We start from the raw sequence: 13,866 nt of genomic DNA, 5'->3' as shown, positions 1-13,866 counted from the left end.
ACAGGGCAGATGGAATTTCACCACCAAGGTAATAAGAGTTATTCACAAGTCGAGGTTTCCCCTCATGTATTGACTTGGAACGGCCATTTATACCCAGTTCCCTGGTTTAGTGGCCAACGAGTCGCACTCATACATAATGATTGAAAAACTCATGCTCATTAATTCTTTCTTTCTCCTGACTCTTGACTCAAGTGCGCGATACGATAACTAATTACCCGGATTCTATATCAAAACTTATGCACAGACAAATACATAGCGTTCAAAACTATAACATTAGTTTTGTATCTGTTTAATCTATAATTTCCCAATCGTATTTTAAGTCTTGATGGAGTTGCGGTCCACGATGACGAAAAGTAAAACTATATTCGACCTCATTATTATCCACCGCACTTGCTGGCAACTTATCTAAAGGAAAAAACGCCTGGACCTCCAAATGTGTGAGACAGTTAGCGCACTTAACCACATTCCTGCGACTAAAAACAGAATAGTGCCCGAGGTAGTACTTTTTGCCCTCAAAATTTGCATAGGCTTGCAATACAAAGGAACCTTGGAATAGGGCACGGTCAATTCCTGTAACAACTAATTTCTTTTTACTAAAACCCTCATCACGAGTCTCTTCCTGCACTTTTTGTTCGTCAAGCAAATGATAATGATCAAAGGAACCAGAACTATATGTATAATTAAGTTGCTTCTCAATGTTAATGCAGTCTTTGGAGGTGTAGGGCACTTCCATGTTTTTGTCGTCGATTTTCCTGAAAGGATAAAGTGGCGAGTCTAAGTTGAGGCTTGCATTGGGGGGAAAGTCTGGGGTAGGACCTTGTGAATCAGTTGAACTCGTGCCAGGATATCCTGGTATAATCGTAAGTTTGTCGGTGTAATTGTGTTTCTTCTGCCACAACCAGAACATCCGGTCTACATTGCAGTGGTGAAAGAAGAAAATCGGATCTAAAGCAGCTGTATTATTTTCGCCCATGTCACCATTCGCACCAGCGATTATTCCGATCTGGATCTCCTCACTACCCTCAATGTAGTCAAATCCACCTACAGAAAGATGAATATCATTGTGAGGGTTTTCTAACGGAATCACGACGTCTGCTTGGTGCGAGCCACGATTCCAAGCCATCGCTGAAGTGGTATTAGAAAAAACTGTGTAGTTCGGCGCATTCAGGCATTTTTCGTATCTCTTATAGATGCTGAATTTTGCCTCTGGCGTTTCTGGCACAGGTTTTTCCGGCGGTATACCGTTAAGCCATTGCTTGACATTTGTGTTGAGAAGTTTGATATTCATTATGGGATCGGGATATTGGTCGTTGTGTTTTTTGGTAGCTTCTCGATCTTTCGGAGTCCCTACTAGCCCTGACAAGGGATATCTCACCGTCTCATAACCTTTGGGTTTTGAATAATTAGGATTGCCATCAAACTCATAATCCTTATCAGATAAGCGTTTGGGTAAGACAAATGAGCGCAGTGGGTTATCAATTGTTTTACCTGCCAGTTCACCATTATATTGAGCATCACTAAACGTAAATTTTTCTTGTGTGAGAATATCGGGAATGCCTTTCTTAAGTGATTCCAAAGTCGTTTGATCCCAGTAAGGCATCATCACATCGGGAACAATAGTTTGCAATGCTTTTTCTAATTTCAAAACATATACTCTGTGCCAAGTTGGAAACAGCACATTTCCATGATTGCAGTACCCTCCCCAATATACATAAGAGTCTATCCGTTTGAGGTTATCTACATCATCGCGATAGACGAAGGGCTCGCCGTGATAACCACCCAGGCAAAAGAATGAATTAGGATCTTCTGGAGGCAGTTCTTTAATCCCTTTCCAGGCACGTATCAAGTCTTCGAGGGGCTTCATCTTATCCAGATCTTTACTGCTTTTACCCTCATCATATTCTGCTTGCAGCTGACGTACCGAGTAACGTACTCTCGGTCCAGTAAATGTAGACATATTCGCTTCTTTAATTTCTTTAAAACAATAAGTACTATTATATGTCAAACTTCGCTTCTGTGTAAAAGAAATATTATTTATAATATATTATATAAAATATTAGAAAAAATAATATGGTAGGCTCGAGCTTGAGGGAGGGCGTTGCTGAAACCAAGGGATGAAAGAGATGCTAATTCCACAAATTCATTATCAAGGGCGTTAACTTCTGCACTCAGGTTAACCAAGAGTAAGACAGCGATCGCTACTATTGTCATGCCACTTAATAACATTCTGACTGGTTGAAGAGAAATTTCATCCTCATCAATAGTTTGGTCTCCACCTAGTATCCAACCGCTACCAAAACCGACACATAATAAAATTATCGCTAAAATTGCTAGATTACTCTATTTTACAGGATTTTCCGGTACTTTGAAACTTAATGACTGTTCAAAAGGTTCAAATGCTCCTATGACTTCGGGAATCACTGCTACTTCCATCTTAATAGTTACCGCGAATGGGTAATACCTGTTCAAATTCTAGATTTCCTTGGGTAGCGATCGCTTCTAAATTCAATTTATTACGTTCACTGATCTGTTTCCGTACCATGCAGGAAATGCTGAATGCTGAATGCTGAATGCTAATAGCTGAAGGCTTACATAAAATTTACTATTTTTATTCTTTTTTCCTTGTCTACACTATTTGTAACATTATTTTTTTTAATGGTATAAATATTTTTTGTTTTATTCAACTGTAAAATCATGTAAATCCTAATTTCATTCCCCTTTTTTTTACATAAATATATTGAGTTTATTTAAGAGAAATTTATTTCAGGCATTGTGAAAAATAAAAAAAATATTTAACCGAGTTAACACGATTTTCAATACATGAATTACTATAAAAATATTTGAAAAATAGGTTTAAATCAGGATTAAAATTAGTTAAAACCATGAATATTATACATTTTGCGCATATTTTCTGACGAATAAATACTTATAATATTAGTAGATTATAAGTATCTGTATATTCAAAACAAATCACTTTAAAAATAAAGATTATCCTGAAATTAATCTATGATTAAAATCACATAAATATGACAGATAAATCACTTGATTTAACGATATAAATTACCGCTAAATAGCTGAGAAGCACAGAAGATAGAGATAGTTAAATACAACACACACAACCAGACAATGAAACGAATTTTTAACGTTGGCACAAAAATTGCCTTAACTGCTTTACTATTAAATGCTTCCTCTCAACAGGCACAAGGTTTCTCCTTGACTGATGGAGTATTTAGCTTATTCTTAGAATGTAATAATGATGGAACTGCCTTACTTTTTGAAGGAGGGGATGGATGGCAGTATAGCCAAGATGCTACTGGAGATATGACTGATGGTGATAGTTAAGACCTTACTGGAATGGCGGTTTTCCAAGATGGTAACGAGATGTTTGTTGCTATTGGTGGAAATATGCCTTTATTGGGTAGGGGTTTAGACCGCAATTTGGATAAAATTTTTCCAGGAGACTTATTCTTTACTCCTGCGGGTCAAAATTTTGAAGACTCTATGGAGGCAGGAAACCTCCACGCTATTCACTTTTCAGGTAGTTCAGACTCCGGTGCTGATTCTGGTTTAGGGGTTTACAAAAACGTAGCTGCTAAAGGGGTAGGGATGCAGAACTTCGGGCATCGTACTCTTGATAACTATGAAGCTCTAGTTGATTCTAGTGAGGAGAACTTCTATGGTAGCTTGGGAGCAAATAACTCCTACTTTGATGGTAGTGGTACTGGATACAATGTGATTGCTGGAGGTGACAGAGTTGCCAATGATGGGTTTCAAATGTTGACTGCTACAGAACTGACAGCAGAAGGGTTTGATCAAAACTCTTTAGGTGGAACTGAGTTTTTTGGCTTCAAATTCAATCTTGATGCTATAGTTCCTCCAGAGCCTCCAAAAGATATTGAAACTCTCAAAGGAATTGCTGAAGGGTACGGTTTTGATTGGGATGGTCAAGGTTGGGATGGAGAACTAGACAACTTTGAGGGAACTATCGGCAGTTTACAAACTGAAATTGATAACATCCAAGGCGAAGTAGACGGTTATCAAGATGAAATTGATGCTCACCAAGCACAAATAGATATTTACAATAGCCGTAAAGTTGCTGCGAAGCAAGAAGTTGAACGTATACAAAAAGATGAAATTAACCCTCTTAATAAAAGCAATAATAACGCTGTCAAGGAAGTTCCTGGTGGAGAAGCTAACAGTCAAATTAAAAAAGAGTTGGGCAAGCGCAACAAAATAGTTAATAATCTGAATGAAGTTGAGGAAACTATTAGTGAGAACCCACAGAAAATTATTGACGCTGAAGGTAAACAGAATCAAATACAAACTAAACTTGGTAATGTTCCTACCCAAGAGGAAGCTCTCGAACTAGCCAAACCAAAAGCAAGCGCAACTATTCAGGATGCTTATGTTGCAGTTGCAGAACTTGAGTCTCAAAAAAAAGCTTGAGATGAATATAAGCAAGACAATAATTGGGAAAATTTAAGCTTACAAGAAAAGCTGGATCTACAGAACAATTATGATGGAAATTGGCTAGAATTGCGTAACGATGGTAGTCTCGCAAAGCAAGAACAGGAGTTGATTTTCTTTAATGAACTTATTGCTGATTTTGAAACTGAAGTTGAAAACGAGCGTCAAGGGAAAATTGATAAACTTGAGAAGCAATTCAACAATCAGAAAAATAAGATTGATACTCTCAAACAAAACCTTGCAGATGCGATAAATACTAAGCCAGATTTAGAACAGGAGTTAGACGATTTCTACAATCAACATTTCGATGCTTCCAATCAGAATAGCTTGCAGCAAAAGCTGGAAAAAATCAGAGATAATTCTGAAAAACAATTGACTAAGCTGAATAATAAAAATAATCTAACTCCTGCTCAGGAAGAGGAAAAGGCTTTCCATGCACAGAATATTATTGAGACTCAAAATCTGCTCAATAGACATCTCCAAAAATTAAAAATTAAATCAATTCTTATCCATAAATTATCAATTATTCTTCCCTGTTCCCTGTTCCCTGTTCCCTCTTTTCTGGAGATGTCTAATGAAATTGATGCTACCTCTATTGATACTCTGACGTCATCTGTTGACAATCTTTTAGATGGAGCTAACCAATATTTCGATGCTTTGAAAGCAGAAGCAAGGGATAGCGATCGCCCAGACGGTTTAGATAGTAATAATTTTAAAACCTACACCGCTGAAGATTTAACTGTAGAGATTCCTGTTTACGATGAAGATGGGAATATTATTAATTACACTACTCATGTTTTTGACGGGGTGCAAGTAGGCGATCCGAAAACTATTGGCAGCGAGTATCAGCGCCGTGAGTTTGAAGCAGGATTATTTGAGGTTGCTCGCAATCAGCGGGAGCAAGTGAAAATTCAAAATAAAGCGCTTAGTCAAAGTGAAGTTGCCTTGTTGCAAGAGGATGTAGAGAGTCGCAATGAAGCAGAAAGTCGAAAGGCTAATGTTATAGCACAACAACAGGAGCAAATTGACCTTCAAAATGATTTGCTCAGAGACATTGAAGAAACTCTTGTTCCATTTATTGATGAAGCGATCGCTACTGAGAAACGGGAGAATATGCAGGAGCGACTTGCTGCTGCGGAAGTTGAAAATCAGCGCGAGCAAGAGTTGGAAGAACAGTTCGGTGTACGAACCGACAGGAATATTGGTGGGGTTCCTACGAGCCGTGCAGAAGTCTTAGCTCGTCTGAATGAGACACCTTCAGTCAAGGTTCCTGAACCATCTTCACTACTGGGTTTAATGACTGTAATTGGAGGTGGTTTGGCTGCTTTTGGTCGTCGTGGCAAACGTCGATAAGCTCCTATAGTCAACCGTTTCACGGAAGTCAAAAGTCAAAATTTACAGCACTTGTTAGGATGGTGAGCTATGGTTAAAAGTTAATGATTATTAGTTTTCGTGTATTCTCTGTTAGATGATCCGTAGGGATGTTGTATACAACGTCCCTACTTTTTATAGCGCTAGGCATTACAGCGTTTTTCAGATAAATAATATCATGTACAAGACTTACGCAAATTATTCAATAATACACCACCTGTAGGGGCGGTTCGCGTTTGCGGAGCATTCCGTAGGAAACCGCCCCTACTAGATATGGCGGTTTTGCGTAAGTCCTGACATAAGAAACCGGGTTTATTGCTCTGATGATTCAAATCACGAAGTTTCCTCCATAAATCCGGTTTTTGGGTAAGCTCTAATCAAGTTAAAAATGTAAGAATTTCTAGCCTACAGAAAAATCAGAAAATTGTCGTACATAAGGAGAACGAAAAGCCAAAACAATGTCAGATTTTGGCACACCTAAATCTAATAATTGTTGAGCAATTCCTTGCTCAGTAAAATCTTGTTGAATCCAAATTTTACCATCTTTAATATCAACATGAATAGAACAACCATAATCCCGTTGTTCATTTTGCCAACGCAAAGAAATTAAGAGGTAATGATTTCTTTCTGAATCCAAAATCAGTTGTGTTTCATATTGTGAATCTAGAGTATGATACTGATAGTGTTCTTTAACTATTTGCATGACAATTTCTGGATAATTTAATCGCTCCATAAAACAATTACCTCTTCTAAAGGATCGAAAATTAGTAATTTAACTTGATAGGTACTTACAGAAAGTTGAATAAAAGAGTCACTAAAAAATCTCTGTAAGCATCTTTAGTAATTGCCAGATACAAAATTCGTTCAGGCTGATTTAGTTTTAAGGCTAACACATAGTTGAGAAATTGACCAAGAGCAGTATGAAATTCTGCCAAGGGTGACATTGACAAAAAACTTTTAATTTCTACTGCTATTGTTTGACCATTTTTTTCTGCACCGATAGCTCGTTCCCCACCTATATAAATGTATAAAGATATTTTAGTACTAGGCTTAATAAATAGAGGATCGTCGGTAATTTTCCAACCATCTTTGATTAAAGCTGATTTAACAGCATGATGAAAAAAGTCTTTAGCTGGCATAACTTTAGAATAAATCTAACTTGATTAAACAACAAAATCCTCCGCAATTACCGAAAATTTCGGGTATAAAGCGTCTCCATTCATGGAGAAAGAATAAAAGACATTCCTTTGAGGCAATCCTTTTCTTTATAAGAAGAGGTAATTATTAATTATTAATTGTTAATTATTAATTATTGAAGGCTTCATTTAACATTAGGAGTTTGAGATATAGCGTTTCTCAAATTGGTGAGATATAGTTTTAGATCCCCCCTACTCCCTCAAAAAGGAGGGAGGTTTCAAAGTCCCCCTTAACAAGGGGGATTTAGGGGGATCGTAAATGTACTTTATCTTTATAAGAAATCCTATATCTCTTCCATCTATATCCTAATCATAACTATTCAAAAAGTCCTTACAGAGTTATCATTGTTTATGTGGTTTATAAAACTGTTGTAATATTAAAATTAATTATGTTAGTAAATGAAATTGATCGAGTCTTAGGCAAACCTTATTATCAAACTAATAGCTGTCTAATTTATCAACTTGATTGCTTAGATGCAATGATAAAAATTCCAGATAATTTGATTAATTTAACAGTAACTAGCCCTCCATACAATATTGGGAAAAACTATGAGAAAAATTTGCCAATTGATGAATATTTATCTTGGTGCAATATGTGGCTATCAGAGATTTATAGAATTACTTTAAGTACAGGAGCTTTTTGGTTAAACTTGGGATATTTATCTATTCCCGATCGTGCTAAAGCTATTCCTATTCCTTATTTAATTTGGGATAAAATTCCTTTCTATTTAATTCAAGAAATTGTTTGGAATTATGGCGCAGGAGTGGCAGGTAAAAAGTTCTTTTCTCCCAGAAATGAAAAGTTTCTTTGGTATGTGAAAAATCCTGATAAATATACGTTTAATTTGGATGAAGTTCGTGACCCAAATGTTAAATATCCTCATCAGAAAAAAAACGGTAAATTAAAAGTTAATCCGAAAGGAAAAAATCCTACTGATGTTTGGCAGTTTCCTAAAGTTACTTCTGGTAAAAATCGAGCTGCAAAAGAAAGAACTCCTCATCCAGCTCAATTTCCAATTGCTGTAATTTCTAGAATAATTCAAGCTTGCTCAAATCCCAATGAAATTGTTTTTGATCCGTTTCTTGGTTCGGGTACTACAGCAGTAGTTGCTTTAAGTTTAAAAAGACAGTTTATTGGGTTTGAAATTAGAGCAGATTATTGTGAAATTGCTGCTAATAGAATTGAGAATTTGTTGACAGAAAAACAAGTTGATGCAGAACAATTATCCTTATTTTAAATTTTTGATTTATAAAGGTAATTCTAATAACTTGTAACGTTCTACATCTAAACTTAATTTTGCTTGTTGTCCTGTAGCAGCTACTTGACCCTGCCAATCATCTTGATCTAACCAACCAAACCTTACTAAAGTAATTTTTGGTCTTTCTGCAGCAGGGTTATTTCTATTAAATTTCTCAAAATTAATTGCTAAACAGTAACCGGATTTATTTTTTTTTAATCTACTGTTAGTAGTGCTTTTTTGAGCATAACTACGATTTCCATATATACTACGCTTACTTGAGGAAGTTTTCATCTCAATTGAGTAGTATTCATTAGTAATACAAACAATATCTTTTTCATTATTATTTTCTTCTCTTCGCCAAATATTAGGATATTTCCTAGCTAATTCCAAAGGAATAAGTTCATGTAAAAAGTATCCCATAATCTGAGGACGAGGAAATAAATCTATTCCTATTTTATAAGCAGAACTTGTAATATTAGATTCAAAAATTTCATGCCAAACTTGATTAATCAATTCACAGATTTCATTAGAATTGAGAGGGTGTTGTTTGATAAGTTCTAGTGTTTTTGCCTTCCACGCTTCTACAGGAAGTCCCGCATAAGGTGATAGCATTTATTGAATACCCTCTAACAATTTACTCGGTGATACTTCTAAAGCTCTAGCTAAACGTAGAATATTCAGAAGTGCAACATTTCTTTCTCCCCGCTCAATACCACCGATATAGTTTCGGTGTAATCCTGCTAGTTCAGCTAACTTCTCTTGAGAAAGTCCTTTTGCCTGTCGCAATTTTCGCACTTGCTGACCAAACATTTTTAACTCAATATTTTCTGACACTATTACAGGCTAGCACCGAACATAAATCTGAATCTACACACTATAAGTGTGATTCAATTTTTTTCATTATTTTTTTTAGTAATCACACCGACAACATAATTTGCGAACCTTGAGCTGTTTTACTAACTTCAATTCGAGCTTGAAAAGCTTCTTTAAAATGAGGAATATGAGTCACTGTTAATATACAAGAAAAATCAGCAGCAATGGCATTAATAGCAGCAATTAATCTGTCACATCCCTCGGCATCTTGAGTACCAAATCCTTCATCAATAATCAACAATCGCAAGGCAGTACCCGAACGCTGCGCCAACAATTTTGACAAAGCCAAACGAATGGCAAAATTGACTCGAAAAGCTTCCCCTCCCGAATAAGTTTCATAAGGTCTTGTGCCTTTTGTATCTGCAATTAAAATATCTAATGTATCTATCCATTTAGAATTTTTCTTACTTCCTTTTGTAGCTTTTTGGGTAACAAATTGAACGTGCAATTGATTAGCACTTAATCTCGCCAAAATCTGATTAGTTTCTGCCTCTAACTGCGGCAAAATATTCTCAATCATTAATGCCTGAATTCCCTTTTTACCAAAAGCCAAACTTAACTCTTGATAAACTCGATATTGCCGTTTCTTACTTTGTAATTCTTCCAATTGTTGACTATTCTGAGCTTGCAAATTTTCCAAATGTTGTAACTGCTGTTGCACTTTGCCTAAACTTCCCAACTGTTGGTCTAATTGCTGACGACGGTCTTGAATTTTTCTGTCTAAATAGGCAATTTTTTTATCGAGGTCTGGAGTTTGTTCTAACTGTTCATTCAAAACCGAAATCTGACCTTTAATTCCTGCTAAATCTTGCTGCCGATTTTCCATAACTCCCTTTATTTCATTTATCCTTTCTAGTAACTGAGGATATTGTTTTTGAGCTTGACGTAATTTTTCAATTCTAGTTAACCAAAATTGTGCCTTTCTCAACTCCGATCTAATATTATTATGCTCATCTAAATCATACCCAATCTCAGAAATTTCTCTCTCAATCACCACAATTTGTTTTTGTACTTCAGAACTTTGTTTTTGTTGCTCCAAATCTTGTTCCAAACTAACTATTTGCTCCTCAATTTCTGGCATCTGAGCGCGAACTTTTCCTAACTTAGTATCCGCATCTTTAATTTGCCCATACTTAATTTCTGCCCACCTTAATTTCTTTTCTTCTTCCCTCGCTAAACTATGACTCCGGTCATCATAATTAAACTGTTGAATTTGTTGCTCTAAAGTGCTAATTTCAGCATATAAATTAATCGCAAAATCTCCCGTATGTAGCGATCGCTCAATTTCTGCCACTTCCTCTACTAATTCTTGCAGCAAACTTTCATCCTTTTTAATATTATCCAACTGTACCTGTAAACCACCCCGACGCTCCCGCAACTCATCATATTTAGCTAACTCTTGGTCTATTTCTCGATATTCTGTTCTCAAAACCTTAATTTCTCGCTCAGAAAGAGTCAGTTGTTCCCGCGCTACCCACAATAAATCTCTAATTTCCTTTTGCTGAGTTTGATGTTTATCTACCACCAAATGCCAGTGATGTTCGTCCAAGGGGCGAGCGCATAACGGGCAAGGAGGATATTCTTTGACTCCAACTTTACCATTACCATTACCATTGCCTTGATTTAATAACAGTAACTTTTGCTCCAACTCTCCCAGTCTAGTTTCATAATCTTTTTTACTGCGAATTAAACGTTCGAGAAATTGATGTCTTTCCTGACCTTTTTCTCGCACCCGTTGTTGATAAACCCGCTTATTATCCAGTTGAGTAATTTCTGCGACTACTTCCTGTAACGTTGCTTGTAGTTGAGGTTGCTTTTGCTGTTGAGTTCGTCGTAGTTGACAGACTCTAGAATTAAGTTCTTCCAAACGAGCGCTCAAACGTGCCTGTTTCTTTTCCAGTTCGGTTTGTAATTTTTGCCGTTGTTGCACTAACGGGGTAACTTCTACCTGCAACTTATCTAGGTCGTTTAATTTTGCTCTTGCTGCTTTTAGTTGTGTCAGAGCAGTTTCAATATCAGCACGCTTACTCAGAATATATAGGTTGTCTTGTTCCTGCTCTTTCAGGGAATTTAACTGCGCTCGACATTGCTGAATGTTGTTTTGTAGTTTCTGGAGTTGTTGCCGTTGTAATTCCTGAAGTTGTTGACGTTGGTTGAGAGCATTCTGGTGTTTTTTGAATTTAGCAGATAAATTTTCTTCAGTAGTTTGCAAATTTTGAAACTCAGCATATCCAGCGTTAATTTCATTCTCCTGTTTCACTACTGCTAATAATTCATCTTGTTGCTGTTGAGTAGTTTTTAGCTCCTGTTTGAGGCGATAACATTCTTGCACAAGTTTGTCGTATTGTTGTTGTTGACCTTGCAATAATTTTTCCCAAGTTTGCCGTTCATGTTGTTTGCCTTGGAATTGTTTAAGTTCTTGTGTCTCAATTTCTTGTTGTTGTTGGAGTTGAGCAAGAGTAGTTTGGAGATGAGTCTGTTGTTTAGCGATCGCTTCTTTTTGTTCGAGTTGTTTTTGATTCGCTGCTAGACTTTGTTCAAGTATTTCGACTTTTGCCTTAAACTCCCGAGCAATATCTTTAGCTTTTTCTCCCAGAGTGTCATATTGATCTAGTTTGAGCAGGGACGCGAGAATTTCTTTACGTTCGTTAGGACGTTTGAGCATAAATTCATCTGCCCTACCCTGACGCAAATATGCCGAATTTACGAATGTGTCGTAGTCGAGTTTAAGATGTTCGATAATACTTTGTTGAGTTGCTCGGACACCTTTTTCAGTCAGACTTTTAAACCTAGAACCTGTATAAACTTGAAATTCCAGGGTAGGTGAATAACCCCGACGACGACCCCGAATAACACGGTAAATGTTACCGTGGGTAGAGAATGTAAAGTCTACCCGTACTTCTTTTTCACCCAGACTGATCAGATCGTCTTCCGTCGCAGCGCGACTATTTCCCCAAATCGCCCAGGCGATCGCTTCTAGTAGGGAAGATTTTCCTGCACCATTAGGTCCGCAAATACAGGCAGTGTGCAGACCTGTGAAATCTAGAGATGCTTCCTGATAGCTGAGGAAATTTTTTAGTTGTAATTTTTGAGGAATCATTTTGCTATAGTGCTGATATTTGTCAAACTTGATGAATCATGTTTCAGTGAGTTATTCTCATTAGACTTCTCCAGAAAAGAGGAAACTGGGAACCCACCCCTAATATCAAATCCGATAGTATCGGTACAATTCAATATTGTAGGGGTTTGGCGACCAAACTCCTACCAAACTTGGGGTTTTTGCGAATACTGATAATAGAAACTTATTCTCCGTGTGGCAAGCGGATTTGATATAACCCCTCCCAGGAGGGGAGTAATCAATAATTTATGGATAAGAATTGATTCTATTTTTAGGCATTGCATAATTGTGGGACGATTTATGTTGATCGAGGAGCAAGCATAATCCCCGCGTCTGAGCGTCTCCGCGTCATCCTCAATCATCTCAGTATTCAGCAACGCCGATTTCCACGCCTATGTCTATTTGGTTGATGTTGATTTTTGCTGTATTTTCTCTGTTGTTTTTTAGACAACCGCTTAATTGATTTTAATTCATTTGGTTAGGTTTTTGACTTTATTTTCCATATTTTACATTAACACAAAAAAATGAATATTGTTCTTAGAGTTCTATCTACAAATATAAATACTTGACTTTCCTATAGTAGACTTAATCTAATTTTTCTATATCTAGTGTGATTAATTATTAATTTACACTATATAGCAATCCGATAGTTAATTGTAACAATTTCTATAATAGTTAATTTGAGCTAAAAATATGAGTAATATCATGTTCGGTTGAATACTTATAAATAATTATCGGTAGTCCTGCTGAGGAATGGCGAAGATACATAAGTTTTGTAATTTCTTCCCACACGAACCAACTTCCCACACCTCCCACACCTCCCACACTCTCTCTACCATTCCTCAGCACCACCACCTAATTATCAAGGAGTCAGGAGGTAGGGACGTATTGCTGACGCTTTCGCTCCGCTAACGCTGCGCGACATGTAACGGATTAATGTTCAAGCAACATCCGTAGGTCCTCAGAATTGCTGGAGAAAGGAGTCAGGATCAAAGTAGAAGTGTAATATCTTTTCCCTACTCTCAGAGCTGAAATTTTATTGATAACTGATTATCCGAACATGATATAAATTGTGTATGTAACTAATTCGACAGTTTCCCTAGCATAAGCATTCAGCAGTCAGCTTTTTAATGAATAGACATCTCCGCAAATCAAAAATAAAATAAATTATTATCCATAAATTATAAATTATAAATTACTTCTCCCAGTTAAGTGTTCCCAGTTAAGTGTTCCCTATTCCCTCTTTTCTGGAAAGGTATAATGAAACAAGTGTTCTTTTAACTTCTACAACTTTTTTAACCAGAGTATTGAAGTACAATAACGACAAACTTGAGTTGTGAACTTATAAAATTCTAAGGTTTACTGATCGCCAATTTCATTCATAACTTTTAATCCTACTTCTACTTGATTGTGAGGTTGTTTAACCGGATTTGATATAGAACCCATTTGGGATCTATGATTGGGAGGCGTGGGAAGTGTGGGAGGTGTGGGAGGTGTGGGAGGTGGGGGAGGTGTGGGAGGTGTGGGAGGTGTGGGAGGTGTGGGAGGTGTGGGAGGTGTGGGAGGTGTGGAGAGTCTAGTCCGTACAGGACTCAAAAAA

General features: G+C 36.9%; 11 protein-coding genes. 5 read left to right on the top strand and 6 right to left on the bottom strand.

The features are described 5' to 3' along the window. Positions 1 to 289 precede the first annotated feature (289 nt). Complete coding sequence (locus F6K40_RS33250; RefSeq protein ID WP_293142357.1) at positions 290 to 2,005, bottom strand: tyrosinase family protein; 1,716 nt, start codon at positions 2,003 to 2,005, stop codon at positions 290 to 292. Positions 2,006 to 2,098: 93 nt separating this feature from the next. Between F6K40_RS33250 and F6K40_RS33245 the strand changes: the two genes are divergently transcribed. From F6K40_RS33245 to F6K40_RS33230, 4 genes are all read left to right on the top strand, one after another. Then, positions 2,099 to 2,239, top strand: coding sequence for a hypothetical protein (locus tag F6K40_RS33245; RefSeq protein WP_293142355.1), 141 nt, complete (start codon positions 2,099 to 2,101; stop codon positions 2,237 to 2,239). Positions 2,240 to 3,126: 887 nt separating this feature from the next. Further along, the gene (locus F6K40_RS33240; protein WP_293142353.1) at positions 3,127 to 3,342 is read left to right on the top strand and encodes a hypothetical protein; all 216 of its coding nucleotides are present in this window, start codon (positions 3,127 to 3,129) and stop codon (positions 3,340 to 3,342) included. A 12-nt stretch (positions 3,343 to 3,354) separates the two neighbouring features. Then, complete coding sequence (locus F6K40_RS33235; protein WP_293142351.1) at positions 3,355 to 4,446, top strand: XDD3 family exosortase-dependent surface protein; 1,092 nt, start codon at positions 3,355 to 3,357, stop codon at positions 4,444 to 4,446. A gap of 90 nt (positions 4,447 to 4,536) precedes the next feature. Next, on the top strand, positions 4,537 to 5,820 hold the full coding sequence (locus F6K40_RS33230; protein ID WP_293142349.1) for a PEP-CTERM sorting domain-containing protein: 1,284 nt from the start codon (positions 4,537 to 4,539) through the stop codon (positions 5,818 to 5,820). Positions 5,821 to 6,238: 418 nt separating this feature from the next. Here the strand turns inward: F6K40_RS33230 and F6K40_RS33225 are convergent, their stop codons facing one another. Both F6K40_RS33225 and F6K40_RS33220 read right to left on the bottom strand, forming a co-directional pair. Next, positions 6,239 to 6,571 carry a XisI protein gene (locus F6K40_RS33225; protein ID WP_293142347.1) on the bottom strand — a complete coding sequence of 111 codons (333 nt, stop codon included), beginning with the start codon at positions 6,569 to 6,571 and terminating at the stop codon, positions 6,239 to 6,241. Positions 6,572 to 6,626: 55 nt separating this feature from the next. Further along, a complete protein-coding gene (locus F6K40_RS33220) occupies positions 6,627 to 6,977 on the bottom strand; it encodes an element excision factor XisH family protein (RefSeq protein WP_365673650.1) in 351 nt (116 codons plus the stop codon). A gap of 446 nt (positions 6,978 to 7,423) precedes the next feature. Here F6K40_RS33220 and F6K40_RS33215 point away from each other — a divergent pair, with 446 nt between their 5' ends. Next, positions 7,424 to 8,272, top strand: coding sequence for a DNA-methyltransferase (locus F6K40_RS33215; protein ID WP_293142345.1), 849 nt, complete (start codon positions 7,424 to 7,426; stop codon positions 8,270 to 8,272). 9 nt (positions 8,273 to 8,281) lie between these two features. Here F6K40_RS33215 and F6K40_RS33210 read toward each other — a convergent pair whose 3' ends face one another. The 3 genes from F6K40_RS33210 to sbcC form a co-directional block, all read right to left on the bottom strand. Beyond that, on the bottom strand, positions 8,282 to 8,887 hold the full coding sequence (locus F6K40_RS33210) for a ScaI family restriction endonuclease (protein ID WP_293142343.1): 606 nt from the start codon (positions 8,885 to 8,887) through the stop codon (positions 8,282 to 8,284). Further along, positions 8,888 to 9,109: a helix-turn-helix domain-containing protein gene (locus tag F6K40_RS33205; protein WP_365673646.1), complete on the bottom strand. Its 222-nt coding sequence runs from the start codon at positions 9,107 to 9,109 to the stop codon at positions 8,888 to 8,890. Positions 9,110 to 9,191: 82 nt separating this feature from the next. Then, entirely contained in the window at positions 9,192 to 12,248 is a 3,057-nt protein-coding gene (gene sbcC / locus F6K40_RS33200) for an exonuclease subunit SbcC (protein ID WP_293142341.1), read from the bottom strand. Positions 12,249 to 13,866 lie beyond the last annotated feature (1,618 nt).

Origin of the sequence: Okeania sp. SIO3I5 (genome assembly GCF_010672085.1) — a bacterium.
Taxonomy (GTDB): domain Bacteria; phylum Cyanobacteriota; class Cyanobacteriia; order Cyanobacteriales; family Microcoleaceae; genus Trichodesmium.
This window is presented reverse-complemented; position numbering and strand designations above follow the sequence as displayed.

Coding starts and splice junctions, on each gene's coding strand:
- F6K40_RS33240 (WP_293142353.1), top strand. CDS start 3,127: ATGAAACGAATTTTTAACGTTGGCACAAAAATTGCCTTAACTGCTTTA.
- F6K40_RS33235 (WP_293142351.1), top strand. CDS start 3,355: ATGGCGGTTTTCCAAGATGGTAACGAGATGTTTGTTGCTATTGGTGGA.
- F6K40_RS33225 (WP_293142347.1), bottom strand. CDS start 6,571: ATGGAGCGATTAAATTATCCAGAAATTGTCATGCAAATAGTTAAAGAA.
- F6K40_RS33220 (WP_365673650.1), bottom strand. CDS start 6,977: ATGCCAGCTAAAGACTTTTTTCATCATGCTGTTAAATCAGCTTTAATC.
- F6K40_RS33215 (WP_293142345.1), top strand. CDS start 7,424: ATGTTAGTAAATGAAATTGATCGAGTCTTAGGCAAACCTTATTATCAA.
- F6K40_RS33210 (WP_293142343.1), bottom strand. CDS start 8,887: ATGCTATCACCTTATGCGGGACTTCCTGTAGAAGCGTGGAAGGCAAAA.
- sbcC (WP_293142341.1), bottom strand. CDS start 12,248: ATGATTCCTCAAAAATTACAACTAAAAAATTTCCTCAGCTATCAGGAA.